This window comes from Sphingobacterium sp. UBA2610 (assembly GCF_002339225.1).
Classification (GTDB): domain Bacteria; phylum Bacteroidota; class Bacteroidia; order Sphingobacteriales; family Sphingobacteriaceae; genus Sphingobacterium; species Sphingobacterium multivorum.
The window spans coordinates 90,481-116,564 of sequence record NZ_DDKA01000023.1 but is presented as its reverse complement, the minus strand read 5'-3'; the positions used below and the strand labels follow the sequence as shown (position 1 = coordinate 116,564).

At 40.5% G+C, this 26,084-nt stretch carries 28 protein-coding genes and 1 pseudogene; 16 read left to right on the top strand and 13 right to left on the bottom strand.

The genetic code is table 11. The features are described 5' to 3' along the window. A complete protein-coding gene (locus tag B4Z47_RS16360; protein WP_286727654.1) occupies positions 1-858 on the bottom strand; it encodes a hypothetical protein in 858 nt (285 codons plus the stop codon). A 211-nt stretch (positions 859-1,069) separates the two neighbouring features. Here B4Z47_RS16360 and B4Z47_RS16355 point away from each other — a divergent pair, with 211 nt between their 5' ends. After that, on the top strand, positions 1,070-1,339 hold the full coding sequence (locus B4Z47_RS16355) for a hypothetical protein (protein ID WP_286727653.1): 270 nt from the start codon (positions 1,070-1,072) through the stop codon (positions 1,337-1,339). 53 nt (positions 1,340-1,392) lie between these two features. Here the strand turns inward: B4Z47_RS16355 and B4Z47_RS24755 are convergent. The 5 genes and pseudogenes from B4Z47_RS24755 to B4Z47_RS16335 form a co-directional block, all read right to left on the bottom strand. Continuing rightward, positions 1,393-1,563, bottom strand: a pseudogene (locus tag B4Z47_RS24755) (DUF5677 domain-containing protein); the annotation flags it as partial. A 275-nt stretch (positions 1,564-1,838) separates the two neighbouring features. After that, positions 1,839-2,393 (bottom strand): hypothetical protein, encoded by a 555-nt coding sequence (locus tag B4Z47_RS16350; RefSeq protein WP_286727652.1) that lies wholly within the window; start codon positions 2,391-2,393, stop codon positions 1,839-1,841. A 443-nt stretch (positions 2,394-2,836) separates the two neighbouring features. After that, a complete protein-coding gene (locus tag B4Z47_RS16345; protein ID WP_286727651.1) occupies positions 2,837-3,232 on the bottom strand; it encodes a (deoxy)nucleoside triphosphate pyrophosphohydrolase in 396 nt (131 codons plus the stop codon). 33 nt (positions 3,233-3,265) lie between these two features. Further along, the gene (locus B4Z47_RS16340) at positions 3,266-4,048 is read right to left on the bottom strand and encodes a YDG/SRA domain-containing protein (protein ID WP_286727650.1); all 783 of its coding nucleotides are present in this window, start codon (positions 4,046-4,048) and stop codon (positions 3,266-3,268) included. Next, positions 4,038-4,715: a hypothetical protein gene (locus B4Z47_RS16335; RefSeq protein ID WP_286727649.1), complete on the bottom strand. Its 678-nt coding sequence runs from the start codon at positions 4,713-4,715 to the stop codon at positions 4,038-4,040. The genes B4Z47_RS16340 and B4Z47_RS16335 overlap by 11 nt, the downstream gene beginning before the upstream one ends. Positions 4,716-5,652: 937 nt before the next feature. Here B4Z47_RS16335 and B4Z47_RS16330 point away from each other — a divergent pair. The 4 genes from B4Z47_RS16330 (at position 5,653) to B4Z47_RS16315 (ending at position 12,331) form a co-directional block, all read left to right on the top strand. After that, a complete protein-coding gene (locus B4Z47_RS16330; RefSeq protein WP_286727648.1) occupies positions 5,653-6,027 on the top strand; it encodes a hypothetical protein in 375 nt (124 codons plus the stop codon). Positions 6,028-6,298: 271 nt separating this feature from the next. Next, positions 6,299-9,433: a SusC/RagA family TonB-linked outer membrane protein gene (locus tag B4Z47_RS16325; protein ID WP_286727647.1), complete on the top strand. Its 3,135-nt coding sequence runs from the start codon at positions 6,299-6,301 to the stop codon at positions 9,431-9,433. A 4-nt stretch (positions 9,434-9,437) separates the two neighbouring features. Next, a complete protein-coding gene (locus tag B4Z47_RS16320; RefSeq protein ID WP_286727646.1) occupies positions 9,438-10,829 on the top strand; it encodes a RagB/SusD family nutrient uptake outer membrane protein in 1,392 nt (463 codons plus the stop codon). A 56-nt stretch (positions 10,830-10,885) separates the two neighbouring features. After that, on the top strand, positions 10,886-12,331 hold the full coding sequence (locus B4Z47_RS16315) for a TlpA family protein disulfide reductase (RefSeq protein WP_286727645.1): 1,446 nt from the start codon (positions 10,886-10,888) through the stop codon (positions 12,329-12,331). A 50-nt stretch (positions 12,332-12,381) separates the two neighbouring features. Here B4Z47_RS16315 and B4Z47_RS16310 read toward each other — a convergent pair whose 3' ends face one another. The 4 genes from B4Z47_RS16310 to B4Z47_RS16295 form a co-directional block, all read right to left on the bottom strand. Continuing rightward, positions 12,382-12,747, bottom strand: coding sequence for a hypothetical protein (locus B4Z47_RS16310; protein WP_286727644.1), 366 nt, complete (start codon positions 12,745-12,747; stop codon positions 12,382-12,384). Between the two features lie 4 nt (positions 12,748-12,751). Further along, positions 12,752-13,267, bottom strand: coding sequence for a MauE/DoxX family redox-associated membrane protein (locus B4Z47_RS16305; protein WP_286727643.1), 516 nt, complete (start codon positions 13,265-13,267; stop codon positions 12,752-12,754). Further along, positions 13,248-13,442 (bottom strand): hypothetical protein, encoded by a 195-nt coding sequence (locus B4Z47_RS16300; protein ID WP_286727642.1) that lies wholly within the window; start codon positions 13,440-13,442, stop codon positions 13,248-13,250. Before B4Z47_RS16300 ends, B4Z47_RS16305 begins: the two co-directional genes overlap by 20 nt. Before the next feature lie 168 nt (positions 13,443-13,610). Then, positions 13,611-14,156 (bottom strand): cyclic nucleotide-binding domain-containing protein, encoded by a 546-nt coding sequence (locus tag B4Z47_RS16295; protein ID WP_286727641.1) that lies wholly within the window; start codon positions 14,154-14,156, stop codon positions 13,611-13,613. A gap of 316 nt (positions 14,157-14,472) precedes the next feature. Here B4Z47_RS16295 and B4Z47_RS16290 point away from each other — a divergent pair, with 316 nt between their 5' ends. From B4Z47_RS16290 to B4Z47_RS16270, 5 genes are all read left to right on the top strand, one after another. Next, positions 14,473-14,601 (top strand): hypothetical protein, encoded by a 129-nt coding sequence (locus B4Z47_RS16290; protein WP_262511804.1) that lies wholly within the window; start codon positions 14,473-14,475, stop codon positions 14,599-14,601. Between the two features lie 67 nt (positions 14,602-14,668). Then, entirely contained in the window at positions 14,669-15,607 is a 939-nt protein-coding gene (locus B4Z47_RS16285) for a hypothetical protein (protein WP_286727640.1), read from the top strand. Between the two features lie 28 nt (positions 15,608-15,635). Continuing rightward, complete coding sequence (locus B4Z47_RS16280; RefSeq protein ID WP_286727639.1) at positions 15,636-16,643, top strand: hypothetical protein; 1,008 nt, start codon at positions 15,636-15,638, stop codon at positions 16,641-16,643. A gap of 2 nt (positions 16,644-16,645) precedes the next feature. Continuing rightward, positions 16,646-17,389 (top strand): LytR/AlgR family response regulator transcription factor, encoded by a 744-nt coding sequence (locus B4Z47_RS16275; protein ID WP_286727638.1) that lies wholly within the window; start codon positions 16,646-16,648, stop codon positions 17,387-17,389. A 31-nt stretch (positions 17,390-17,420) separates the two neighbouring features. Then, positions 17,421-17,735 (top strand): MerR family transcriptional regulator, encoded by a 315-nt coding sequence (locus B4Z47_RS16270; protein WP_115048361.1) that lies wholly within the window; start codon positions 17,421-17,423, stop codon positions 17,733-17,735. A 382-nt stretch (positions 17,736-18,117) separates the two neighbouring features. On the opposite strand, the gene B4Z47_RS16265 is transcribed toward B4Z47_RS16270, so the two are convergent. Continuing rightward, positions 18,118-18,366, bottom strand: coding sequence for a Crp/Fnr family transcriptional regulator (locus B4Z47_RS16265; protein ID WP_115048363.1), 249 nt, complete (start codon positions 18,364-18,366; stop codon positions 18,118-18,120). 291 nt (positions 18,367-18,657) lie between these two features. On the opposite strand from B4Z47_RS16265, the gene B4Z47_RS16260 reads away from it, so the two are divergent. From B4Z47_RS16260 to B4Z47_RS16240, 5 genes are all read left to right on the top strand, one after another. Next, on the top strand, positions 18,658-19,302 hold the full coding sequence (locus B4Z47_RS16260) for a DUF6266 family protein (protein WP_115048365.1): 645 nt from the start codon (positions 18,658-18,660) through the stop codon (positions 19,300-19,302). Between the two features lie 51 nt (positions 19,303-19,353). Next, complete coding sequence (locus B4Z47_RS16255) at positions 19,354-19,887, top strand: DUF6266 family protein (RefSeq protein WP_115048367.1); 534 nt, start codon at positions 19,354-19,356, stop codon at positions 19,885-19,887. Beyond that, a complete protein-coding gene (locus B4Z47_RS16250) occupies positions 19,884-20,288 on the top strand; it encodes a DUF5675 family protein (protein ID WP_115048369.1) in 405 nt (134 codons plus the stop codon). The genes B4Z47_RS16255 and B4Z47_RS16250 overlap by 4 nt, the downstream gene beginning before the upstream one ends. Before the next feature lie 206 nt (positions 20,289-20,494). Next, positions 20,495-20,779 carry a hypothetical protein gene (locus B4Z47_RS16245; RefSeq protein WP_115048371.1) on the top strand — a complete coding sequence of 95 codons (285 nt, stop codon included), beginning with the start codon at positions 20,495-20,497 and terminating at the stop codon, positions 20,777-20,779. After that, the gene (locus B4Z47_RS16240; protein ID WP_159332912.1) at positions 20,766-20,939 is read left to right on the top strand and encodes a hypothetical protein; all 174 of its coding nucleotides are present in this window, start codon (positions 20,766-20,768) and stop codon (positions 20,937-20,939) included. The genes B4Z47_RS16245 and B4Z47_RS16240 overlap by 14 nt, the downstream gene beginning before the upstream one ends. A gap of 87 nt (positions 20,940-21,026) precedes the next feature. Here the strand turns inward: B4Z47_RS16240 and B4Z47_RS16235 are convergent, their stop codons facing one another. Beyond that, positions 21,027-22,121 (bottom strand): hypothetical protein, encoded by a 1,095-nt coding sequence (locus B4Z47_RS16235; RefSeq protein WP_286727637.1) that lies wholly within the window; start codon positions 22,119-22,121, stop codon positions 21,027-21,029. A 148-nt stretch (positions 22,122-22,269) separates the two neighbouring features. Here B4Z47_RS16235 and B4Z47_RS16230 point away from each other — a divergent pair, with 148 nt between their 5' ends. After that, positions 22,270-24,618, top strand: a complete 2,349-nt coding sequence (locus B4Z47_RS16230; protein WP_286727636.1) for a TonB-dependent receptor — start codon at positions 22,270-22,272, stop codon at positions 24,616-24,618. Positions 24,619-24,825: 207 nt separating this feature from the next. Here B4Z47_RS16230 and B4Z47_RS16225 read toward each other — a convergent pair whose 3' ends face one another. Further along, positions 24,826-26,058: a TlpA family protein disulfide reductase gene (locus B4Z47_RS16225; protein WP_286727635.1), complete on the bottom strand. Its 1,233-nt coding sequence runs from the start codon at positions 26,056-26,058 to the stop codon at positions 24,826-24,828. Positions 26,059-26,084: the final 26 nt, after the last annotated feature.

Sequence of the window (26,084 nt, the reverse complement as noted above, 5' to 3'; positions counted from 1 at the left end):
TTAGAGTGTATTAATTACCTTTTGAGCAAAATTTTCAAACCAGTCCCTTATATCGGTACTGGTAATAAGTGTACAGCCCAAACGATCATTCTGTGTAATTCCCGCAAGACCATTGTATCCTTTAAATATTCTTACCCTATCAGTTTGGTTATCTTCAGAAGGCAGAATTGTAAGGCTTGATCTATACTTTCGTAGATTTAACGCTATTGCTTTAGCCGCCATTGCATTTATAGCTCCTGCCCTAAATTGCTGTCGTAATAAAGGTATTGCGCTTTCGATAATTTTTCGACTTTCCTGATGATGCAATTTCAATGCTGGCAAAGTTTGGCTCCGAAAGATTGTTCTAGCGTCTCCTGAACATTTGTCTTCGAAAACAGTTGTTGCGATTATATCATCTTTTGCTGCGTTAAGTTCTATCATCAGACCATCAAGGCCCTGTGTCGTTGCGCCTATATGAGGGTCGCGAAGTAGAGCATCTGGAGAACTACTCATTCTCGCAACAATCCAAGAGATTGCTTCAAATATAAAGCCATCTCGATGATATTTGCGCGGACCATCTATTTCTTTCATAGTCGCTGGATCTTTGGGAACTGTAAGTGCTTTGATTGTATTAAGTTTTATTTCAGCGATTTGTCCACTTGTGTAAGAAATTGGATCTACTGGATCGCCAATTAATATTGCTTCAACGTGGCCGAATTCGGATTTTGCGATGAGTCCAACAAACCTCGCTAGTTTATTTTCATCGTTGATTATCCAGCGCTGGCCAACACTGTCAGCGTCAATTGGTACTATGGTTGAAGTAATAGGCATGGCAATATTTTTGGGAAATTTAACAGTTTTGAAAATATAAAGCAACAATTTTTCAATAACTATTAATTATTTACATCCTTAAAAAGAATTGCATTGGAAAAATTTCATACGGATAGTGACTAAATATAAGAAGCATGGTTACTAAATTGAAAAAAAGAATCCTTTTAAAAAAGTAAAGGAGGTTATCAACTTGAACAATTGTACTCCTTGTAAAAGTGCTCAAATATTGATATATAGTAAATATTTGAATATTAATGTAATGGGTAATTTACTTGGTAATGGTAAGTTTGAAGTAGAAGCCGATGGCGTAAAAATTATCGTGATGGAACATACCGTACAAGATCAGCAGGTATATCGCCTGATCTTTGACGATAAACGCCCTCCTTTGGTTATTACTAGAGCTTCCACCTGGCAGGGTAATATGTGGACCAGCGTGCCACAGGGACGACAGCAGGAAGCTGAAACTTTAAGAGCGGCATTCTCTATGATAAGAGGTTCAAAACCCTTCATTAATCTATCTTTGGAATAAGTCGTTTTAAGCTCACCATAGTCCTTTGATTCACTATTTGTATGGACCAGCCATTTATTGTGTTCTATGAAGTTCCAAACCAAAAAACACAGTGATCGCTGTCTAGATTTTTCCGGATTCATTATAAGATATTCTATTGAGCAAAAATTTTCCAATCCTGTCCTTAATAGAATTTTACAAGGCTCAGTGGAACTGTTACGTATCAAAATACTCGCCGCGTCCATGTTTTCAATTAGATTTCGTAAAAACAAAATGGGCGGCAGGTCCGTATCATCTCCCGAACGGTATAATTCAAATTCCAATATTTTAGTGCCAAATTCAATGATATAATCGATCTCGTCACTTAATGCATCGAGCTGATTTTTTAGAGCGTCAGGTAAATTCCTGTTCAAAATCTCTTTTTTTATATTTATCATTGTGTAGATTTTTAAAGATTGAAACTGAAATGATGGACATTCACAAACTTTTAGAACAACTCATGCGGTTTAGAGGAAATTGCTTATTCCGTTAACTTTGAATAAAGTAGGTTTGTCAAAGATTGCAGAAGATGTAAAACTGGCCCAAGTAATTTTCGTTGATGTTCCACCTGATCCTTTGCACCATGCACAGTATTGCACCTTACTGAATACAGAATTTTCAAAATAGTACTGCATATCCTTTCTTCATCAGAAGATTCGAGTTCCGCCAATAAATTAGCATCTACATCTTTTTTAGGGTTCCCCTTTCCATCAAGTTTTATATTAAATAGATTTAGTCTTACAACCTTTATCAGAGCCAGCAAATCTTTAGCGTTTTCCTTTTTAAAAACACCCATTATAGTTTCAGTTGTTAAGTATTGCTGAACATATTCTGTAGCCATTTTACTATCTACACCGTCTTTTTTCACCTCAACTCCTTGTTCACGTAGTAAATCAGGGATTACAACATAAAGCATATTATAACATGCGCACAAGCCAAGGAATTTGTTAAACAGCCCTCCAAGATCGGATTCGTCGCAATTATTGACGCGTTCCAAATGGTTTTTATATTTTTTGATTAATTCTTCAGATATCATATTATTTGTTTTTTCAAAGGTAGGATCTAAACTACGCAGTATAGTTGCGTAGTTGGGAAATGCTGAGAAATATTATTGATATAAATATTTTTTAAGTTCATTGTCAGTATGTTATGTTTAAATTGCAAACTTTAAAAATAATGTAAATTCAAAAACTGTCTTGGATGTTTATGATCACAATCAACAATCTATATATTTTATTAATCCCTTCTCAAAACAGCATAAATAATTGAAATATAACTCAATACATGTAAATTGTTCTATAATTTAATGTTATGTCAGCAAAGCTTATTTTTTACATTAAAACGGTAAATTTCAACAAAGCGCAATGCGTCTTTAGAACTGCTATTCTTCTTTTCTTTATCAGTTTCGTTGCTTAAAGCTCAACCTTTATATCTAAAAAAGATCAACAATATTATTTCTAAGACTTTCTTTCTTATCTATTACTTTCCTTTTTCTTCAATCAAAGCTCTCGCAATTGGAATATCAGCAGGTGCGAGCTTCCAATTTAATAGATCACTAACCTTTACCCATTCTACCAGATCGTGATCTGTAGACTCTACCACAGTACCGCTAGTCTCGCAGATGAAAGAAATCAATTCGATAGCAGCATTATCGTAATAATGTACTGTATTGAAAAAGTGTTCTTTGATTTCGACCTTCAAGTTGAGTTCTTCAATCAGTTCACGGAACAAAGATTCTTCGTAAGATTCCAAGTCTTCGACTTTGCCTCCAGGAAATTCCCAATAGCCAGCTAGAGATTTTTCTGGTTTCCGTCGACAAATCAAAACAAGATCATCTTTGAATATAATCCCGCAAACAACTTTAATGATAGCCATGTGATTCTCTATGATATTTAAGATTCTTATTATTTAACTTGTGGGAGGGATGTAGAAGCTACCACGATCAAACATGACATGATGATTAGGACAAAGACAAAGAAGATTATCAGAGCTATCGTGTCCATTATGCGGTGTTCCAAGTGGTTTAATATGTGCGCCTTCTGCGTAATGACCTGTTTTGGTGGGCACAGCAAACTGACATACCTGGCATTTAAAATCATATAGCTTTTTAATGTCATGAGCTATTTTAGTATCTCTTATGATTCTTACGATAGAACCTACTTTTCTTTTGGTTGCCTCGTTAGAAATCTTTAACTCAATCTTTTCAGCCTTCTCCTTTAGTTCGCTTGTTCCTATATAAAGGAGTTTAAAGCGACAGATTTTAAAACCGCTTTTTCCAACTTCTTCCCAAGCATCGACGACACTATACAATCCCCCATAGGTATATCCTTTTTCAGGAGAGTAAGAAGATTTATGAGTATATCCTCTAATAACTCTAACCGGAAGACCTTCATCCAGGCTTTTCAGTAAACCCGCATTTCCTCGATTCTTCCATGATTGGTCTTCAATTTGTTTCCCTGTATTTTGATCATTTCCTCCCGCACCAGTATAGATGATTTCCTCACCATTGTCTTCATCATCCTCGTATCCGCCAGATAGAACAATTGCTGCGGTACCTGTAGTGCCATTCCCATCAATTCCCGCTCCCCAGTTACGATGAAAGCTCGTCGGCATCATTTCCTTTCTACCTTCAAACCAATGTCCTTCAGGTATACTGGGTATCTCTCCAAAAAATATTGGTCTATTCGCCATTATTCTCAATCTCCTTTTCTTGGCTAAAAAGTTTAGAGCAGTTTTCAAACCAATAATCCCCTAAAACATTGATAGCGTTTTTAAGATCATCAGCGTCGACTGCAGATAATATTTTATAGAATAATGGTTTAGGGCCTCTTCCAGATTTCTCATTAAAAGGTTTATCTGTCTTCTTCACGTTTGTAGTAAAAGATTTAGCAAGTCTATCTCCTATAATTGTAGTGTCAGAGGTTGAATCAGCATCTACAGTATTTATTTTCTCAACGATATTTTCGGTTAGAAACTCATCGTTTTGATTATAAAAAGAAAGCACTATTGTGATTTTATCATTTATTGTCGACGAGTTTTTTGACTCTGGAACATAAGTACCCCTTTTCTTCCTATATTCTATTCTTTTTTGCGTCCTCTCGGGAAGAGAACTATAGGCAGGAATTTCTTGTGTTGGATTACTAAATTGGTAATGATGTAAATTAAAGGATTGGGCAATGGCTTCCATCCTAGGTAATTCCAAACTTCCTTTAAGATTTACCAAATTGTCGATGTTTGATCTATTAGTTGAGGAAAGAAACGCTATATCAACAGTCTCCAGCCCGAATTTTTTCATATACTTTAAAAGTATCTTTACGAACTCATTTAGAGCATTGTAAATAGGTGCAGATTTATCCATTTTAATTAATCGAAAAATTTGAATTTTATATATTTATTATTACATTTGTATTGTAACATGCGAAACAGGGTAGGGGAAATTCCTACACGAACGATTGTCACTTACGCACGAAAGCCGTCAAATTTTCCACGTAAGTTGGCACGGGGTTCGCTTTCCATTGATTTTTGTATCTTTGCATACAATTCATTGGAGCGAACTTTCTGTCAGACTTTGTGGGACTAGGACTTCGGTCTTAGAGGCTCTTGACGGCGCCACGTGCAAAGCTTGGAAGTTCGCTCCGTTGATTTTAACAAGCAACCTTCTCTAATAGCCTTTAAGTGTCATCGTTTTTATAACCATAATAGATTATGAAAAAACGATTTAAAGACCGCCAAAAACACCAGGCTAACCTCAGGGAGGTTAGCATTCAGTCTCCCAATTCTATTTTAATAAGCAAGATTATTCGTGGGCCCGAATAATCGGTTAAAAAGTATAAAACCAAAATAGGGGCAGCGGCTTACGCTTAATAGTTTGTGCCACAACGGTATTCACTAGAAAGGCCCCTAGACTAGGTTCCCGACTTGTATTTGATACAATACACCCTAATTTTGTGTAATTAATAAAATTGCTCTTACGAGACTTCGAACACCTTAAATGTAGCACTTTTATTTTTAAACAACAAAATTAAATACTATAATTTTGTATTGTTATTCTATACTAAATAAGTCGGGTTTTTTATTTCATTCCGAGAGGAAGCGCCATAACGACCCCTAATGATGACTTGTAACCAATTTGTGGGCGCTTTGCGGAACTGTTAATTTTTTCTTGTTGGATATGCAGTTTTTATAAAATGCTGCAAATGACAACCCTTTTTAATGCGAAAAAATTCGCAACTGGGGAAGCTGTGCTCATTTCGAAAGAACGGGTAGGGCCAAGTCATCTTTATTGAACCTATAAAATGAACCAAAAATATTCAAATGTGCTAGCCCTAGAACTAGCACTCTATGAAATACACGATAAGGGATATGATCGTATACAAAAAATTACCGACTTCTGGACGAAGTACGACCTAATTGGTATTCAGCGAACAATCGATCTACTACTAAAAAATCACATGGATACGAACTATATGAACGAAATCTATGTAGTCAGCCACAAGCAGGTTTTTTCAGCTGATCTTTTTCGTTTATTAGTCGCCTATTTTATGGCGCACACCAATTCCATTGCAATCGATAACATCGATATCTCCGATGCGGAGACCACCCAGATCAGTAGGCAAGAGCTCTCGATCACGAAAAGGATTCATGATCTTTTTGAACGCATAGTAGACTAACCTTAACAATAAGTAGATGACAAACAGATCAAACTGGATGTCTGCCTTATTGGATAAGGTAGCCTATCTGGCAGCTATAAAAGCTGCCGAAAAAAATAATTTAAAAAAAATACAAAATGCATGGGATAAAAAGTACTCCTTCAATTGTATAATATATAGCTTGAGGCAAATAATGTCGGCATGTACCCCTGTGCCGATGCCAAAGAGCATAAAGGGAATGTTTAGCATAAGGACAATTCTAATCCTGTTCCTTATGATGTTCAGTTTTCATATGTTTAGTTTATCAGCTCAGACGCCCCGCAAGGACAGCGGGGCGGAAGGGTTGTTATCCATCAGTGGGAAGGTCGTATCGGTGGTAGACGGAAAACCCATCCAAGGGGTGTCCATTCAAGTTAAAGGTGAAATGGGTAGGGCTTCTTCGCGTAACGACGGTTCCTTTTCGCTACATTTCTCCAATCCCAGAGGGACCGTTTCATTTTCTCACATGGGTTTCAGGCGATTAGAACTTCCTTATGTTGCCGGGGTATCAATGCAAGTGAAATTGATACCGCTGGAGAATCAATTGGAAGAGGTGGAAGTAGTCTCTACAGGATACCAAAAGATTCCGAAGGAGCGGGCGACGGGGAGTTTTGCGCAGGTGGATAACTCACTACTCAATCGCACTGTCAGTACAAACATACTCGATCGGTTAGAAGGAGTAAGCAGCGGTCTAATATTTAATAAAAATCCTGAAAGCAGTTTGACCATCACCATACGTGGCAACAGTACAATATATGGTAACCAAGTTCCGCTGATTGTCTTAGACAATTTTCCGTATGAGGGTTCCTTGGAGAGCATCAATCCCAATGATATCGAAACGATCACGGTATTGAGAGATGCAGCGGCTGCATCGATATGGGGAGTGCGGGCAGGTAACGGTGTTATTGTGATCAATAGCAAGAAAGGGGCTAATCAGAAAACGCAAGTAAACTTTGTTTTGAATGTGACGTTATCCCAAAAGCCGGATATCTTCTATCGCCCTCAGCTTTCTTCAAGTGAATATATTGCTTTGGAAACTTCGTTGTTCAATAAAGGCTATTTCTGGAATGTCACAGATGGATTTTCACCCATATCTCCTGTAGTGGCCATGTTACAGCAACGCAAAGAAGGGAAAATTTCAGAATCAGATTCTGCTGCTTTCATAGGCCAGCTGAGTAGTTATGATGGTCGCCACGATATTTCCAATATGGTTTATCAGGCTGGCGTAAATCAACAGTATGCCCTATCGCTGCGCGGAGGGGATGCCACACACCGATATTATCTTTCGGGCGGTTACGATAGGAATCGTGGAAACGTCATCAACCAGGTAGATCAGCGCTTTTCCCTTACCGCTAAAAATTCCTTCAATGTCTGGAAGGACCACTTAATCATCTCTTCGGATGTCTTCTTGACACAAAGTGATAAGATTGGAATAAGTTCACCATATCTGACACCAAGATATCCATACGAGCGCATGCTCGACGAAAATGGCAATGCCTTGGCCACAGTGAAAGACTTACGCGCAAGTTTTGTGGAAAGTATGGATACCGATCAGCTATTGGATTGGTCATACTATCCAGCCAATGAGTTGAGAGCCGACAGAATGATAAACGGAACGGACTATCGTTTAAATCATCGGATTGAGGGAAAGATTATTTCTGGTCTAAATATTTCAGCAGATTATTTGTTCCAAAAAGGAACACAGGACTTTACACGTCATTATCTATCTGACACATATTATGTCAGAAACCTGATCAATACCTTTACACAAATTGATAAAATTACGGGACAAGTAACTCGTCCAATTCCACTAGGGGATATTTTAGATCAGGATGATAATAAGTACACCAATAAGGCCGGAAGAGTACAGCTAAATTTTGATAAACAGTTTGGCAAACATCAGATCCACGCATTGACTGGATTTGAAATAAGGGATTATAAAACAGAATCATCCAGCGATAGGCGCTACGGTTATGACCCTGAAACAGGCATATCGTCTAATAATTCGATGGATTTCTCAAAAGAATTTCCGCAGTATTACGGTTATGGTAGTTCACGTATAGCTGGGCGGGTTGCTAATGGCAAGGCTATTGATCGCAACCGATCATTGTATTTTAATGGATCGTATACATACAATAATCTCTACACCTTATCTGCGAGTGCGCGTAGGGATGAGTCTAATTTATTTGGTGTAAAAACCAATCAAAAAGGGGTACCGCTGTGGTCTCTTGGGGGCTTATGGCACCTATCTGACGAAGGCTTTTATGGTCTCGAAGCTTTACCTGTGTTACGTCTACGGGCTTCTTATGGGTATAATGGTAATCTAGACAAATCCATATCGGCTTATCTGACTACACTAGCAGGTACGGGTATGAACAGCTTCGGTAATAATTATCTAAAAATCTCCAATCCACCAAATCCATCGCTACGATGGGAGAGGGTTGGCGTATGGAATTTTGGGCTAGATTTCGAAACCCTCAAGAAACGTCTGACGGGCTCTGTCGAATATTATCGTAAACGAAGTAGCGATCTGATAGCAAACAGTCCGCTTGCTCCGCAGGCGGGTGTGCTTACCTTAAAAGGCAACGCCGCTGATATGGTAACAACAGGCTGGGATATAACGCTCAATAGCCGTAATCTCATAGGAGGCTTTAAGTGGGAAAGTACAGCGTTGCTGAGCTTGGTTAAAGACAGGATCACAAATTATAAAGCGAAACAGAGTACCAATTTCGACGTGGTGACCGGAAATTATATAAACCCGCTGGAAGGATATCCATTATACGCATTGTTTAGTTTCCCCTATTTCGGACTTGATAGTAAAGGGAATCCGATAGGGCGGTTAGATGGAATGGAAAGCCAGAATTATAGCGCGATGATGAACAGTTCAAATACGGATAACCTGATATATTCAGGTGTAGCCACACCCACTTTTTTTGGAAGTCTGATGAATACCTTTCATTATCGTGATTTTGATCTCAGCTTTAATATCGTTTTTAAGGCCGGTCATAAGTATAGACGGGAGTCGCTAAACTATTCGGAATTGTTGACTAATTATATGCAGTCTGATTATGGTAAGCGCTGGCAGCAGGCTGGTGACGAGCTGTGGACAAATGTACCTGCTATGACTTATCCCTTTGACAGCAATCGGGAGAGTCTTTACAAATATGGAGCGGCGTTAATCGAAGATGCCAGCGCCGTCCGTCTAAAAGACATACGTTTGGCTTTTCGGAGGCCTATCAACAGGTTAGGAATCCGTGAACTTCAGCTTTTTGTCTATGCTAATAATATAGGATTGATTTGGAAAGCCAATAAGCAGGGCCAAGATCCTGATTCTCCTTTAATGCCTATGCCCCGTACTTATAGTGTTGGATTAAATGCAAACTTTTAACAACATGATGAATTTAAATAAAAACATTACTTCCATAAGGGCCTTCTTATTGCTATTCATTTTGTTATATCTTACAGCATGTAAGGATAGCTTTCTTGATGTGAAGCCCTCCACAGACATTGTGTCTCCAAAGACATTAGATGATTTTCAGCAAATGCTGGACTACCCCCGGATAAATCAAACATCAGCACTCCCGTTCCTAGCTTCGGACGAGTATAGTATACCGGAGAAAAAAGACTGGTTGGCTCAGTCTATTTTGGAGCGAAATGTTTATATCTGGTCGGACGATCGATATGGTGGGCAGACGAGTATAGAAGATTTTAATTACCCTTATGAGGGCATATTTTATGCTAACTCGGTTATCAGCGGAATGGGAAATCTCAAAGAGACTGCCGTAGATAGGAAAAAATATAACCATGTTTTAGGACAGGCTTATTTTGCACGAGCTTTTGCATCTTTTGATCTAGTCAAAAACTTTGCAGCGCCCTATGATGCGGATTCTGCACCGCAGGAGCTTGGAATAGCCTTAAAACTCTCTCCCAATGTTGATGAAGTAATAGAGCGTTCTTCTATTCAGGAAAACTATGATCAGATCTTGTCCGATTTAAGCCGGGCTACTTCATTATTGGATGCACCCATTACAGCTGATAGAAACAGGGCGAACAAGCCATCAGCTTACGCTTTGGCTGCCCGCATCTATCTGAGTATGCGCAATTATGAGTTGGCGGAGGTATATGCCGATAGCTGTCTTGCTATGTATGATAAGCTGATAGATTACAATACCGTTAGCTTAATAGCAACAGCACCTTTTACGCTAGGCAATGAGGAGTCGATGCTGTATTCAACAGTGGGTCGCAATTATTCATTGGTATTATATGCAAGTACACAAAACACGAGCATCGATAATGGCCTGTATAATTTGTACGATGAAAATGACCTTCGAAAATCCATTTTCTTTTCCAAAAATGCTGCAAACGGCCTAATCAAAACAAAACGGGGATACAGTGGCTCCTCCCGTTTCCCTTATTCGGGATTGGCTACGGATGAAATATATCTGATTAAAGCAGAATGCGCCGCCAGAAGAGATGACCTATACACTTGTAAGGATTATTTATTTAAGCTGCTTTCCAAACGATATAAAACGGGGACATTAACAATGGATAATTTTTCGACAAAGGAAGATGCCTTAAATAAAGTCTTGATAGAAAGACGAAAAGAATTGGTATGGCGAGCAGGATTACGCTGGGACGATATACGGCGGCTCAACAAAGAGGGCGCGAACATATCTCTTAACCGGAAGCTCGGAAATGAAATTTATGTACTAAAGGCCGGTTCTCCACAATTTGCATTTCCAATACCCACCAACGAATCTATTTTTTATACAAACAATAAGTGATCATGATAAAAATCTTATTTAAAATAATTGCATGCTTTATATGCTGTCTAAATGGGATGGTGTCGACAGTACAAGCGCAGTCTGATATAACCATTGCTGGACGCTTTTCAAAAGAACTACCCAAGGGCACAAAGTTGCACCTGATTGTGCTCGATGAATATGCTTTGCCGAATTGGTACGCATTTTCGAGATCTTATAAAAGTGAAATCAGTGGGGATGGTAGCTTTCAACTCAGCTTTCAGCCTAAGAGTTCCAAACTTTTTGTAAGTTTTAAGCTTGAGGGGCCTAAACAGGAATACAACTATCTTAATATCCTGGATAATAATTTTACGCTTTATCTGATAGAAGCTGGAGATAGCTTGCAGATGGATATATCGGATGATAATATTAATTTTTATGGACGAGGTGGGGATAAGATGAACTGCCAGCAGGCTATCTATGCTAACCAGATATTTCCGAGAAATTCGATTTTACCTTTGCTTCGTCAGAAAGAGCGCAAAAATAGCGGTGATTATGTAAAATCTTTAATTGGATTGATTGATAAAAATCTGCAAACAAAGCTGGCTATCCTTGACCTTTATAAAAATGATTTGACCGACTCAGTATTCCAGATCATAAGATACAACACAATCGGAGGAGCTTATCTTACCCTCTGTTCGCAATTTTGGTTGGATAAGGGAAAGGGCGGGTTCAATTTTCCAATATTCAGGCAAGAATATCTAAATTGGCTATCTAAGACTCCTGAAGATGGTAATGATTTGGCCGCATATGCGCCACTTTACATTAAGTATCTTTTTGAACGGGAGCAAAGCCGTGCAGCTTATACTAAATATCCTGATAAAATTGCCAATGATTTTGAATTTGCGGATATACTGCAAGCGATTACTACCATGGCTGCAAATAAACAACGTGATGCCTTATTGACTGCCAGCGCGATTAATCTCGCCGAGCGGAAAGCGGGTATACAAGACAGTGCGGCAAGTATTTATAAAATGCTAAAAGATCCAACTATTAAGCATCTATTTGAAAGATGGCAGTCTAAAACTGGTAATAACGTGCCTGCATACGCTTTTAGTCTACCCGATACATTAGGTCACCTACATCGCTTAAAAGACTTTAAAGGTAAAATGGTTTTAATTGATCTGTGGTTTAACGGTTGCTTCGGCTGTAAATATATGAACAAAGAAATGCGCAAGATTATAGACCATTTTAAATCCAAGAAAGCAGAGGACATTGTATTTATTAGCCTCAGTGTTGATAAAACTAGAAAAGCTTGGATAAATGGATTAAAGACCAAAGAATATAGCCAGCCTGAGCAGCTGAAACTCTCAACATATGGAACAACATGGTATGAGAATCCATTCTATAAACATTACAATTTTAAAGGAGCGCCGCAGCTATTACTTATTGATAAAAAAGGGAATGTTATTTCATCTGGGCCTCCAGATCCGAGGTTAGACGGTGGAAAAGCATTAATTGAGTTAATGGAAAAGCATCTTTAATGCAGCAGGCCGGCAAGTAATTGCCGGCCTGCTGTTTTAGATTCAAAAGACTATTGGTAAAAAGCCTTATCTGAATCGGGGTGTGGTTGCACACCATTTGCCGGAGTAGCTTGACTGTAATCTAACGTCGAAGGCAATGAGGCATTCTCAGATTGAACGACACAATCATTTGGACTTGGCTCCTGACAATTCTCAATAGGATTTGGCGCAGTCGTAATTTCTAGATATTTCCCAGTTGCCTGGTCATTTACCCAGTAACGCATCGTAGCCTTTCCTGTTGTTGCATGAACCATTGCCGCTTGATCTGCGACTTTCTTTGCTGCATTTTGCGCTTGCGCATATTGAGCCATTCCGGCTCCTGCTGTGATTGTTGCTACACCCAGTAGCAATTTCCCATATTTTTTAATTCTTACCATGGGTTTAAATTTTAGAATGTTTAACTTTTGTTCTCACCAGGGCAAAGATTCCCGCAATCAGCCAAATAAGATTAAAGACGATATGCGCTTCCCAGCCCATGGATTCGATTACACCACCACAATGACAAAGCTTTTTCTCTGCGAAATTGACCATCAGACTGAGGTAAAGGATAAATATCCCCATCAATAGGGTTGATGCCCACAGTGCAAAGCGCTTGATTCGGTATACAGGGATAACGAGCAGGATAGCCAGCACAATCTCCAGCGAGGGGATGCCAAAGCCGATCAATTTCGCATACTCACCTAGATGGGGGATCTTACTATTGCCTCTGATAAAGGTAGATAGGTTCATAAACTTGGCCCATCCCGTGTACATGTATAAAAAGGCATAGCTATAAATGATCACATCAGGTAAGCGACGATAGATCCAGCGTGCAACCGAGCGGATTGAACTACCGCGTTTTGGGGAGCTCGCCGGCTGATCCTGTTGATACACTGTGCTATTGAAGCGCTTTTCCATAAGCTTGTTTGTGTTGTTGTTCTTTCTTTTTGTTTTTCTGCGGAGCCAACAGCATATCACTGCCGGATTTCCGGATTGGATTTACATTCACCGACATCGCGGGAATAGGGCAAATTTTCTTTTGTGCTGTTTCATAACCTTGTTTTTTATTGGAGCATTTCGGATCAAGCTTCACCTGTACACTTTACTTTCTTCGATTAAGCTGAATGGCATTGCTGTGCTTTACCCGTACTGCTATTACAAAGTTCAAGTACAATCTTTTGTCCATGTTGGGATTTTGAAGACTAAGTTTTGTGTTTACAACGACAATAGATTTTGACGGGATACCCAAAAAATTGGGCTATTAGCAATCATGATCCCGCAAGAGCCTACGGAGCAGCTCGCTGCTGATTCCCATAAACAGGGCCAGTTCATGATGCTTCACATAGCTTCTAAGATCGGGATATTTGTCAAAGACAAAGTCGTATTTGTCCTGATTGTTTAACGATAACAGCTTATGCCGATAGTCCAGATAGGTCTCCTGTTTGTCCCTGAGATTGGCATACAGATAAAAGACTTTCGGGTTATGCGCATTGATTTCTTCCAGTTGCCGGAGCGAGGTACGGTATGTACGACAATCACTCAGCGCGATAAACTGATAGCGGTGTTTATGATTGGGAATCATCAATGATTCGCCAGAAATGGCGTAGCGTACTGGACAGATCTTCTCATATTTCCCAAAGATGCCACTAACGATCAGATAGAGCTCGCCCCAGTCGTTGATGAGTCGTTCTCCTGGGCTAAAACGCTCTTCTTCAAATACAGCAGATAATTCAGGGATTTCATGTTGCCATTGTGGGTTAATATCTCTGAAAAAGGGATCAAGCAGGTATTCTTTACTTTTCTTCATTGTTTAGTTTATGTTGGATTTTTTATCATAAAAAAGGAAAAGGCAATTTACGAATGCTTAGTCAATCTGTGCTATTAAGGGATAGATAACCTATTTGATGGGTGAAATACCTATAGCATGGGTAAATGGTATTTTAAGCTACGATTGTTAGCTAATTTTCAGTTCAGTGCTGTTTTTTTGCTCTGTTTCCCCCGACTTGTTTTTTTTCCTTGCTTGTTGCAAATTTGTTTATCAGCTGATCATTAAATGAATATATCGTACGATAGAGCAGGATAGATTCGACCTGCATCTTTCGAGTCAACAAAATGATTTAAACATGGCAAATGAATTGCAAACAAGCGTAACAAGTGATCTATTTGAAGGCTATACAGCTTTTGAACTGTTTGGTGACGACCCTATATTGGGCGATCTGGATGATGATAAATGTTGGACAGGATCTCTATAGTTCTTCATCGTACACCAATGGCCTCAGGTGATTCAAATTCACCTGGGCCATATTAACCGAAAACCAAATGAACAATCAAAAAAAAGAACAACTACAACGCCTGCTGTGGATGGCGAATGTGCAAGGCTTTTATCCGGATAAGCCCGCAGTTGAACTTGAAACAGGCTATCAACGCTGGAAAGAACACCGTCAACAGTTTGCCCAATTGGATCGAGATTTTTCTACTGAAAATAAGGGGATAGGATCTTCTACCATTGAACCCGCTACTTTGGCTGGTAGCATCGTCTTCTCATTTCATTATGGGCCATATCGTCTGCTCCCACGTTATCTTGTCGCAGCAGGATACCGACTCACCATGGTGGTCTCGAATACGGTATTGGAAAGAGAGCGTAAAAAATATGCCCGAGACCTCGCCGATATGGGCTTGCCAGCAGATAGGTTCGAATGCTTGGAGGCGAGTGATACCATGGTCATACGCAAGATGCTTCAGGCCGTTTCGCTCAATCGGCTGATACTCGTATTCTTGGATGCGAATGAATCCGTGGGCACCAATGAAAGTAAAGAGGAGCAGGGGCGACTAAGGGTCTCTTTCGGTGGAAGTTATTTTTATTGGCGTAGTAACCTACTTAAGCTCGCACATCGTTTTGGTTTACCTGTATACGCCATTCATTTAAGCCCTAAACTCCATCATACCGAACCAGCCTGGCAAATGGCTAATCCAATAAACATATTAACCTCAGCGGACAAAAATAATCCGACGGCGATCTTAAATGCTTTTACAAAACTGCAGGAAATCTTTCAGGCAATGATGCATAATGATTGGACTGCCTGGGAAAACTGGGGACTGATGCACCATTATAAGGGTTTTGACGAGCGGACGGGATCTGGCACAAAGTGTAAAGGGAGTTGGATGATCCCTTTTTCTTTCTCGGATAAAGGCTATTTGTTTGACTTGTCTAGAAAGATTTTTTATGAAATTATTGTTAAAAAGAGCGATATTTTCTAATTTGGGTTAACAACTTGACCAAATAATTATGAAGACTTATTCATTCAATCTGGATTTTTTTAACCAATTGTATTACAGGTTTATTTACGGAGTTACCTTATTTATCTTATTGCTTGGTAGCGTATTCAAACACTTGTGGTTAAACCACTCGCTTATCATCTTTATACTGTTTATCATTCCGTATGTATCCTATTTTACTGTCAGTTTTGTCACTTTTCATATTATAAGGCTGCACAAATATCGACTCTGGTTTATATTGGTGGCTGGAGTTGCGCTGCTTATATGGGTTTATCCTATCGTAAAATGGTATTATTACAGTTTTCTAACGGCACATGGGGTCGTGTTCTATTTCCCTTGGAAAGATGGGGATGCGCAAAAGCTATTTATTATAATCGTTCGTGGGCTTGCATTCGTGCTGCTTTTCCTCGCACTTGATACCGTTTTGTGGCAGAAGAGACAAAAAATAATAAAAATAAATGAACTTGAGCTCGCCGTAAAAGATATTTCTGACAACGCACTGCTGTCGGGGCATTTTTTGTTTAAACTTTACCAATTTGCAGCGGAGAAGAAAATTGTTTTTGATCTTAAAGTGCTGGATTTCTTTCAATACATTATCAATAAGATCGCCTCGCGCAATAGCCGGGTAGCGTTGGCTGAGGAATGGGCTTATCTCAAACAATTGGTGGTTATGTGTGTGCATCGATCAATAGAGATCAAAGGAGAGGAACTTGTTACAGATTACATCTGGAATAGGTCTGTCCCCACGCTTTCGCTGATGACCTGGATTGAAAATGCAGTTTCCTATAGCCCGATTGGGAAAACGATCCCTATTGTCATCGAGTGGATTCGACAAAAGGATGCTATCGTTTTTACGGTACGCAATCGTATAGCCTGCAGTACTGAGGGAAAAGGTACGGGCAAGGGATTGGAACTGGTCAATCGTCTCTTTGAACCTTTACAAGAAGATCATGTAAATGTAACGTATCGTATTGAGGAAGAGATGTATTTTGTGGTGGAGTTAAAATTCATGGATTAATTATGCCTAAATATAGTATTGTTGTAGTCGACGACGAGAGATCGGATGCCAACAAGGTTGTCGAACAGATCTTAAAATTAAAAGACATTCACAAAATAGGTGATTTTGAAGATGTCAAAGTTTTCGAGAATGGAAAGGAGGCGCTCAACTATCTGATGCACCATAAAGTGGATATTCTTTTTCTGGATATACAGATGCCCGAAATCTCGGGATTTGAGCTTTACAAAATCTTGCCGCAGCCGATGAGACCGGCACTGGTCTTTGTCACCGCTTATGCCGAATTTGCATTGGATAGTTACAAATTGGACGCTTGTGATTATCTGCTAAAGAATGTGACTTTTGACGCGGTGTTCTTGGCTTTAAATAAATGCCTTAAACGATTAGGGACACCAATCATGATCGCGCCGGCGATACAGCGCGAATATTACGTGTACGAAGTAAAAGACTCTCGCTGCAAAAGGGTCCTGAAATATCGCGATATCATCTATATCCACAGTATAGACAATTATGTAGAAATAGTGACTCGTAATGAACGGCTGATCTGCAGGATAACCATGGAGGAGATTGAAGAAAATATGCCCCATGCCGATTTTGTGCGTATCCACCGTGGTTACATTGTCAACTTCAAATTTGTTAAGTATATCGATGGTGGCAAGTTATGGCTTGCCGAAGGTGAAAAAATTAGTCTTCCGATCAGTCGATCGCGTAGAAAGAATATTGCTGGAATGGGAAAATCGATTGAATAACCTGTCTATTATAAACCCTAAATAAATATGTATGTGTAAAAATCGCTGTTTGAAAGGGCTTTCGATTAGCCCTGGGCATCCCTTTGCCCAAAAATTGATCTTGCTGGAACTGTTGGCTGTAAAGCGTCAGTTGGCAACTTATCTCGAGCTACGGGAGCAGCTGGAAGCGGAAAATGTGCTGCTGCGTGATGCCGAATATGTCAAATCACATGTCGGCATCTCTACCGAAACACTTTATCGGCTGCAGCGCGATGGCTATATCTGCATCGCGAAGCGCGAGCGCAACAAGCGCTATTATCGCGATACGGATGTAGAGCGGTTGCGCAGGAGCTACCGCGGCCTATAGCCTGCTCGATCAATCGATTTTTACCTGTATACGATTACTTTCTTCGGACGTCTCCCTTAACGGGGAGACGTTTTTTAGTCACATCCCGATTTTCTTCGAACTTTCTCCTGATCAGCTTCTACCTTTCTAGCTGTTTTCATCGGGTTGCCATCGGGATTTCATCGGGATAATCCGATCAGTACCCGATGAAATCCCGATGAAAATACGATCGAAGGTAGGCATTTGGCCGTAATCAATAGTCAGTTGTAGGTAATCGAATGAATGATTTTATTTGACCGCAGTAACCTCTAGTTCAACCAGAAGTGTTTCGAAAAGATGTTTTACTTCCATCACAGTGGAGGCTTGCTGTAGCTGCTTCTTTTGAGCCCATGCTTGAAATAGATCAAAATTTTGGAATAATTCGGCAGTCGAAGGCAAATGATAAGATATGCTCCCTGCAATTTTCATCTTCGTAGGAGAGTTTGACCAATCCGGATTGTATCCAATACAGATCTTTTACCAGATCATTCGGTTTAATAATAAAAGCGGCTTTTTTGTAGGTTTTGTATTTAAAGTATTGTTGAATCGCTACGTGCTGCTCTAGCGGAATATGCTTAAAAATATCGTTTTCAAGGCTGATATTATGATCCATAATCAATGAAGTTTAACCGAGTTTTTTTATCGATCCAGATAAAGAAATGTTATAAAATTTCCAGTTAATTGCTGCTGTATTTGCTATTATTTAGCAGTCAAATGTAGGCAATTTTGTGGTCAAAAAAAACTTCAGGTGAAATCAAATCAGGTCTGTAATCGGTCAGTTTTCCGATGCCTTTCGGTCAGCTGTCGGTCTAATATGTTTTGTGTATTTATTGGTGATTTAAAGTGTTTTATGTTTGTTATGTCAATCAGGAATACCGGTATAAAAAAGGATTGATTTTAACATATGGGAACTATTGTAAACGGAGCAAATGGTGGCTTTAAGGGTAAAGCCGGCTCTATAATTGGAAGCAGCTGGAAGAGCATCAACTACATCAAAGGGCTTTATAAAAAAAGAACGAAGCCCGCATCAGAAGCACAGCTTATGCAGCAGGAAAAGTTCAGGACGCTGATGCGTTTTCTGCTGCCGATCAATGTCTTTCTGAAAATCGGATTTGGCGGTAAAAACACGGAGAAAGTGACCCCGATGAATGCCGCATTTCAATTCAATCAAAAAATGGCGATTACGGGTGTCTATCCGAATTTCGCGCTTGACTATGCGAAGATCAGTATTTCGGATGGCGGCCTGTATGGTGGTGGTACGGTCGCAGTCTCCTATGACTCGGGTGAACTGATCTTTACCTGGTCAACAGGTGCAAGTGAAACGTTCGAAACCTTTGGGGATGACTTGGTTTATGTGCTGGCTTATCATCCCGAAAAAGATGAGTTTATTTCAACTCCGGCACCGAGCACGCGATCGACGGGGATGGTGACCTTTCTTGTGCCCGATCATCTGGCTACAGGTTCAGTGCATACCTGGATGTTTTTGTCCAATCGGTCTAAAACCCGGGTTTCGAAAAGTGTGTATCTAGGCGAGATACAGCTTATCTAGTGAACTGTGGGCTGAGCCGATCGGGCTCAGTCCCTTTTTAACCGCTTAATTATGGCAAAAAAGACAATCAGTCCCGGGCAGCAGCGGGTACGTGCGGCCTTCAAAGCGGGGGTGGCATTTTTGGCGCCCTTAAATGGATTGGTCAAAAACGGATTTTCCGAGATGGCCAAAAGAAAGAACAGTCTCGCAGGGGGATTGGCCCTTGGGTATTTGCTTAAGGTGGCCATCAGACAGGAGGAGGACGGACCAGTAGTCGATCCTGCTTTGGTGCGTCTCAGTGAAGGGGCTTTGCCTGGTCTATATGGCATCAGGATAACTCGTTATGCGGATGCAATTGAATTGACGCATGAGGTAATGTTTTACAGTTTTCTGCAAGCGGATGACCGGCTGACACTCTGCGCCTACCAGGTGGAGAAAGGCTATGCCTACGTCAATGAGCAGGTTTGGCAACGCCGGGAAGGGCGCGTAAAGGTGCCGATTCCTGAAGGATTTCGTGCGGATGGATTCCATCTTTATCTCTTGCTGTCAGATCGCAAGGGCGCAAAGTATTCAAGGTCAAAATATCTAGGTTATTCAACATTATGAAAACAAAACATATTCTGCTACTCCAACGTAAATACGGAGCACAGGGAACCAACGGTACCATTACGTATCAGGGTGAAGAAATCTGTCATACAATCGAGCTGCCCGACAGAAATAATATTCCGCGCATTAGTTGTATCCCAATTGGACAATACAAGTTGGAAAAGCGGCGTTATGCCAAACATGGGGAACAAATTGGCATCCCGATAGTGCTGGGCCGGGAGGCGATCCTAATCCATGCGGCCAACAATGCGCTCCGGGAATTGCAGGGCTGCATTGCTCCGGTTACCACCTTAACGGGTGAAGGTCGAGGGGATTACAGCGGCAAGGCTTTAGCAAAACTTAAAGCGCTAGTGTATAGCCTGTGGGATATGGGGGATGAAGTGTATTTGAATATTCGATAAATGCAGGTATGGAATAGATCATTGCATTCTTTGGTGTCATTCCACCAAAGCTTGACAGTCAGAACGCTATATTTTCTATTCCTTTACCTGCAGATTTATCGAGGCTGGTATTAGGAGAGATTGGTGGTAGTAATAGCAGGCTTTCAATTCTTTGTCCTCCTATATTGCTCGAATAAAGAAGGGAATGTTTTTAAAAACGAATAGGTATGAAAAAAATCTTAAAAAAAATAGGAAAGGTGCTGCAGGTGGTTCTTGCGGCTCCTGTAAAATGGCCCGGAAAGGCGGGGAACATCTTGAAATATATCGCTGTGGGTCTGGGGATATTGGAAACAGTTATGGAAGAGGAGAAGCCGCCGCCTGAAAGTTCTACTGATGATGCCATTGGGCGCAAATTAAGCGACGAAGCTCCCCCTGCCACGCAGCCAGCTGTAAATAATTCCGAGCTGCCGATGTCGCCCAAAGAAAGGAGTGATGCTGATGAAAATCAATGATATCCGCATCTCTGCCCTTGGCGGAACGATCTGTTCCATCTGGGCCAGTATCTCCCTGGGCGATTTGCTGCAAACGGTGTTGACAGCTGCGCTGGGTACCCTCGTCAGTTTTCTGACAAGCCACATGATCGGTAAATGGAAAAATAGGGACCGAAAGTGATACGTGATGGCATGAACGATAAATGCGCACTGCAGGAGTGCGCTTTTATCAGTAGTATTGCTTGTGGATGAAACCAGGATAGTACGATTATCCTTCAGACATGGCTAAAGTGAGACTAGCCGTAAATTCTAGCCCCGTCGTTGTCAAGGCCTTTATGGTTATCTTGTAGCTGCCAGCTTTTAAACTGTCGCTCTTTTTCACGGAAACGACGCCTGTTTGGGCATTTACACTAAACAGTTTTTCGCTATCTGTAAATGCGAGTCCATCTTTTTGTATGGAAACCAGTTCAAAAGCAGATTTATATTTTTCGGGATACAGTGTTGGCGCTGCAGAGACATAACCATTTGAGAGTCCGATATGGATTAGACTAAAGTCTATGGTCAAGTTTAGATCTGGATAATATTGCCCAAACAAAAATTTAATTTGTGGAATCAGAATGACCCTGAAAGTCGTGGCGGCGACAGGAAAGCCATCTTTTATAAGCTCGGGAGTCAACTCGAACGACTTTTCAGCTTTTTTTTCCGGATCTCCCACATCCTTTGCTAATTTGATATGCGTACCTGTTATTGAAGCAATGTTTTCTTGTCCATCCTTTTTAACCAAATTAAAGCTAGCACCATCAACTGGTAGGCCGAGCGGATCGATTTCAAAATCAGTGGATTGGTCGCCATAAAGTACATACGAATAAGGCAACTCGTTGCCATTTTTTAGGCCTTTGATAGCAATAGATCCAGCCGTTATCTTGAGCGAAAAACTTTCTTTCCCGACCACTTTGTCCTGAGATTCTTTGGCTATGAGAGTGACTTTATAATCATCGGGAATCCGTGCGCTGCTCGATTGAGCTCCGTTTGGATAGAGTAGGGAGCTGTTAATCAGTATGCTTTGTTTCTCTTTATCAAATTTGATGGCCTGGTTCAATTTATCACTGAGCTTAATCCCGTTGCCCAAATTGATGTCTGCAATCTGGGAAAAGTCAAAGCTGAACGTAAGTCCTGCTTTTGTAGATAGGTCTTTCGGCAGATTAATTTCCTGTGTTTCGCCGTAGCGAAGGCTGACCTGCGATGGTAACGAAAGCGAGATTTCAGTGGGCTTAGGCGCTGTTTCCTTTTTACAGGATGATGCTGCTCCGAGCATCAGAATCAGTGCCGCCGCAACGGCGATTTTTGTGTTGATGTATTTCATGTGCTGTAAATTTTTGACGAAGGTAATGATTGTAAATTATTAATGCAACTATATTGCATTTGTAATTTTCTTTTTTAATTTTGCAGCTCAAACAGGAATAGGCTACACGATGTTGAGGTATCAGAAAGAAGTTTTTTTAGCATCTCTAATGCTATTATCTATCGCACAAACAGTGCGATCACAGCGTAAACCAGCAATGGATACATTGCGAAGCTATACGCTTCCCACCGCGGAGACCACTGGCCTTGTACCTGCCCATGGGCAAAAGACGAGGCTGGATCGAAAGCAGCTCGATCGTATACAGGCACAAACGCTCGGTGAAACATTGAGCCATATCCCTGGGATACAAAATGCTTCTTTTGGCCCCAATTCTGGTATGCCCATGATACGGAGTCTAAATGGTAGCAGGGTAAGTGTGCTATCCAATGGACTTTCGATCAATGATTTGTCGGGAATCAGTCCAAACATAAACCCCAGTTTCGATATGGACAATCTACGCGAAATAGAATTGTACAAGGGTGCTGCGACTGTATTATTCGGCGGAAAGGCCATTGGTGGAGCGGTCAATGTTAAAGACAACACCATTCCGATGAATCGGCTGCCCAAGAAGATTACAGGTCAGGCCAGTGCGGAGTTAGGAAAGAATAATGGCAATAGCCAATCGCTGGCTTTCAATGCAAACATTGGAAAGTACTGGGTGGCACATATTGGCGCAATGAGGCTCAGGCACGGAAATCTCAAGATCCCGGGCAATACAAAAGCAGCCATTGCTTATGATCCAAAGATCGATCATTTGACCGCTGCAATGGCACAGGTAAATGTCGATCGGGAGACCATTCGAAATCTGACGCTATATCCCTATTTGAGCCAGTTCGTGATCGAGCATATGGGCGATCCAAAGTGGGACTTATCGGAGGCCGATCTGTATACCTTTGAAGATTATTCATTTATCAATGGATCAAAGGTCCTAAACCCTCGTAATGACAAATATATCGCTGGGCAGGATCCCAACACGCCACTTTACACTGAAGTCGTTCATGGGATTACAGATTATGCACCGGTCAAGCGTGGCGTGATGCCCAATAGCCATGCCGAGCGAAATGCTGTCAATGCAGGTGCCAGCTATATCAGAGACAACTTTCAACTAGGTCTGGGGCTTTACGCGCTTGAAAGCTATTATGGTATTCCGGGTTTTGCGCAGCGGAACAAGCCTGTCCATAGTCACACGACAGTTTGGACCCCGATATATGAACCGATTAATACGCGTACCTACTCATATGCCTGGCAGGTAGAATCTGCTTTTAAGCCAAAAACAGAGTTGATCTCGGCGGTTAAATTTAACTACCGCGGTGAAGTATCAGACGACCGGGAGCTCTTGGGCAGGTACCGTGTCAATAAGTTCGATAGTGAGCGTCATGCGCTTCGATCGGAGATAACGCAACAGTTTAATCCTTTTTGGTCTGGGACGAGTGGGGTTGATTTTTCAGTTGTGACCTTAAGGGGCGAGGGCGATCGGCGTTATATCCCCAATAATCTGAGTCGGGAAGGAGGGATCTTTACCTTGCAGACAATAGAACTTAATCCAGTTGCCCTTCATTTAGGCTATCGGCATGACTGGGTTGCGCGGCGTACATTGAGCGATCCCACTTATCAGCGCAGCAGGGGGATGGCCGGAGGTAATCTTTCAGCCCGAGATTTTAGCTTAAACCATTTTTCGGGAGATATCAAGTATTCAATTTTTGATATGGCCTATGTACAAGCTACATTTTCACACGCAGAACGCGCACCGGGGGTCAATGAACTTTATGCCGGAAATGATCATTTTGCAATCCTGGTAGAAGAAAATGGAGATGATCGACTGAACAAGGAAAGCTCAAATTCTTATGAGTTATCTGCAGGGCTAAAATATGGTGGATTGAAATGGTCGGCGACGCATTACCGTAGTTTTTTTAAAGATTACCTTTATTTGGCCCATACAGGCATTTCTCGTTCTGGAGGTTTTTTGGTCAAGGAATGGCGTGCTTCAGATACCGAAATTCAGGGCTGGGAGCTAGAGGGAGGCTATACCTATGCATGGGCCGCAGATTGTCATGTAGCTTTAAATGTTTTCGCTGATCTCGTCAAAAATATAAATACTTCGGATGACAACATGCGCAAATGGGCAGAGGGTGACTTTATGCCCAACCTACCAACCAGTAGGTATGGAATGTCGGTTGCACTTCACTATAAAAAGTTTTTTGGGAACGCCAATTTTGATCGGTATCTGAAACAACGTTATTTGGGTAAAAACATCAATATTGAGCCGCCGATGCCAGCTTACTCTTTGTTAACAGGACAATTAGGTTATAAGGTAAATCTAAAAAAGTATGAGCTTGTCTATTATATTTCAGGAAATAACCTATTGAATGTAGAAGCACGTCCGCAAAATTCCATACTCAAATATCTTGCCCCCCTTCCGGGACGGAATATTTCCATTGGATTGAAGCTATTGCTCTGAAGAATTTGGTTTAATCGTCAAGCGTATGACATCTCTTCCCTCGGGAGTACGATCTGTCAGCTTGTTCAAGTATATCCAGAGCGTAATTTCGATATGGATAAATATTGGAAAGAGTACTCGAAATATACATTATTTTCAAGGATTAGTGGTCATAAGAGAACCTCTTGTTTACTTTTTAATCGTACACAAGAGGTTAATCTTTTTATTTTAAAGTATTTTATCTAATTGCTTTTTTAGTTCCGGGTCTGATGGCCTTTTTGCGTTTCCAGATACGATTGTTCCATTAGGGGCTATTAAAATAAATCTAGGGATTGCGCTGATGTTATAATCTTTTATAAAATCTGAATTAAAGTCTTTATCAGCGATAAGTTGTGTTCCCCCTAAGTTGTTGGATTTTACATAAGTTGACCATTTTTCATAATCTTTCATTCTGTCAACAGAAATACTTACGAAGGATATTTTTTTATTGTGATATAACTTTTCTATCTTCTGCAAATAAGGAATCTCAGCTTTACAGGGGGCACACCAGGTTGCCCAGATATCTATGTATACATATTTGCCCCGTAAATCTTTAAGGGATACGCTTTTATTGTTTACATCTTTAAAATTGAACTCCGGAGATGGTTTATTATCAGCTGTTTTTCTAAAATTAGCATATACCTTTGATACTTCATCTTTATAATAGGGGCTTACAACCACCTTCATGAAATTAGCGTAGGCCTGTTCTCTCGCTTCAATATTTTTTACCATTTTTAAAATAGAACAGGTATAGTCAAAATTAAGATATTCCCTCATAAATGGGTTGGTAATTTCTCTATTGATGACATTCAGTTGGACGATGTATTCGCCGTCATACCCTAAGGGGGATTCTTCGTTATATTTAGTTTGCTTTAATTTGATGATTCTACTTTCTAACCATTCCCTGTAGCTGGCAGACCTTTTAAACATGTCCTCATCATTGACATTTTCTTCAGTTTCAGCGATGAAATTTTGCAATAGCAATTTGTCACTTTCGCTCATTTTCTTTGGATATGCTTTTTGATAGGCCGAATCCAGCTGCTTTTTATCTGCTTTTGCTTCAATAAGTCTATAGTATTCTTCCAAAGAAACAGAATCTTCTCCATATCCTCTGCGGTAAGTGTCTGCGACCTCCTTGATGAAATAATTTACATCTTTTGTTTTTAAAGCTTTGGCACCTGTATCCGTTTCATTAGTAAAAGTATCGTTGATATCTTTTTGTAGCGATCTTGCCTTACTGATAAAATCACTTGTTGACAATGCATATATACTGTATAGATAGCTACCTTTTATAATTGGAAAGTAGTTATTTGAAATCTTATATTTTTCTGGGACCAAATCGTCAACAAGGACTGGCTTAGATGACTGAGCAAAAGCGGAAATGCTCAAGAATAAAAATAGGAATAGTGTTATATTTTTCATGTGATAAAAATCTTGTTTAATTTTTT

Bases quoted from the DNA above. Each gene is read 5' to 3' on its own strand.
- B4Z47_RS16245 (WP_115048371.1), top strand. From the start codon at position 20,495: ATGAAAAAAATCTTAAAAAAAATAGGAAAGGTGCTGCAGGTGGTTCTT.
- B4Z47_RS16230 (WP_286727636.1), top strand. From the start codon at position 22,270: ATGCTATTATCTATCGCACAAACAGTGCGATCACAGCGTAAACCAGCA.
- B4Z47_RS16240 (WP_159332912.1), top strand. From the start codon at position 20,766: ATGAAAATCAATGATATCCGCATCTCTGCCCTTGGCGGAACGATCTGT.
- B4Z47_RS16265 (WP_115048363.1), bottom strand. From the start codon at position 18,366: ATGGATCATAATATCAGCCTTGAAAACGATATTTTTAAGCATATTCCG.
- B4Z47_RS16345 (WP_286727651.1), bottom strand. From the start codon at position 3,232: ATGGCTATCATTAAAGTTGTTTGCGGGATTATATTCAAAGATGATCTT.
- B4Z47_RS16255 (WP_115048367.1), top strand. From the start codon at position 19,354: ATGGCAAAAAAGACAATCAGTCCCGGGCAGCAGCGGGTACGTGCGGCC.
- B4Z47_RS16330 (WP_286727648.1), top strand. From the start codon at position 5,653: ATGAACCAAAAATATTCAAATGTGCTAGCCCTAGAACTAGCACTCTAT.
- B4Z47_RS16285 (WP_286727640.1), top strand. From the start codon at position 14,669: ATGAACAATCAAAAAAAAGAACAACTACAACGCCTGCTGTGGATGGCG.
- B4Z47_RS16225 (WP_286727635.1), bottom strand. From the start codon at position 26,058: ATGAAAAATATAACACTATTCCTATTTTTATTCTTGAGCATTTCCGCT.
- B4Z47_RS16260 (WP_115048365.1), top strand. From the start codon at position 18,658: ATGGGAACTATTGTAAACGGAGCAAATGGTGGCTTTAAGGGTAAAGCC.
- B4Z47_RS16235 (WP_286727637.1), bottom strand. From the start codon at position 22,121: ATGAAATACATCAACACAAAAATCGCCGTTGCGGCGGCACTGATTCTG.
- B4Z47_RS16250 (WP_115048369.1), top strand. From the start codon at position 19,884: ATGAAAACAAAACATATTCTGCTACTCCAACGTAAATACGGAGCACAG.
- B4Z47_RS16355 (WP_286727653.1), top strand. From the start codon at position 1,070: ATGGGTAATTTACTTGGTAATGGTAAGTTTGAAGTAGAAGCCGATGGC.
- B4Z47_RS16340 (WP_286727650.1), bottom strand. From the start codon at position 4,048: ATGGCGAATAGACCAATATTTTTTGGAGAGATACCCAGTATACCTGAA.
- B4Z47_RS16350 (WP_286727652.1), bottom strand. From the start codon at position 2,393: ATGATATCTGAAGAATTAATCAAAAAATATAAAAACCATTTGGAACGC.
- B4Z47_RS16290 (WP_262511804.1), top strand. From the start codon at position 14,473: ATGGCAAATGAATTGCAAACAAGCGTAACAAGTGATCTATTTGAAGGC.
- B4Z47_RS16305 (WP_286727643.1), bottom strand. From the start codon at position 13,267: ATGGAAAAGCGCTTCAATAGCACAGTGTATCAACAGGATCAGCCGGCG.
- B4Z47_RS16315 (WP_286727645.1), top strand. From the start codon at position 10,886: ATGGTGTCGACAGTACAAGCGCAGTCTGATATAACCATTGCTGGACGC.
- B4Z47_RS16295 (WP_286727641.1), bottom strand. From the start codon at position 14,156: ATGAAGAAAAGTAAAGAATACCTGCTTGATCCCTTTTTCAGAGATATT.
- B4Z47_RS16325 (WP_286727647.1), top strand. From the start codon at position 6,299: ATGTTTAGTTTATCAGCTCAGACGCCCCGCAAGGACAGCGGGGCGGAA.
- B4Z47_RS16275 (WP_286727638.1), top strand. From the start codon at position 16,646: ATGCCTAAATATAGTATTGTTGTAGTCGACGACGAGAGATCGGATGCC.
- B4Z47_RS16335 (WP_286727649.1), bottom strand. From the start codon at position 4,715: ATGGATAAATCTGCACCTATTTACAATGCTCTAAATGAGTTCGTAAAG.
- B4Z47_RS16270 (WP_115048361.1), top strand. From the start codon at position 17,421: ATGTGTAAAAATCGCTGTTTGAAAGGGCTTTCGATTAGCCCTGGGCAT.
- B4Z47_RS16320 (WP_286727646.1), top strand. From the start codon at position 9,438: ATGATGAATTTAAATAAAAACATTACTTCCATAAGGGCCTTCTTATTG.
- B4Z47_RS16310 (WP_286727644.1), bottom strand. From the start codon at position 12,747: ATGGTAAGAATTAAAAAATATGGGAAATTGCTACTGGGTGTAGCAACA.
- B4Z47_RS16280 (WP_286727639.1), top strand. From the start codon at position 15,636: ATGAAGACTTATTCATTCAATCTGGATTTTTTTAACCAATTGTATTAC.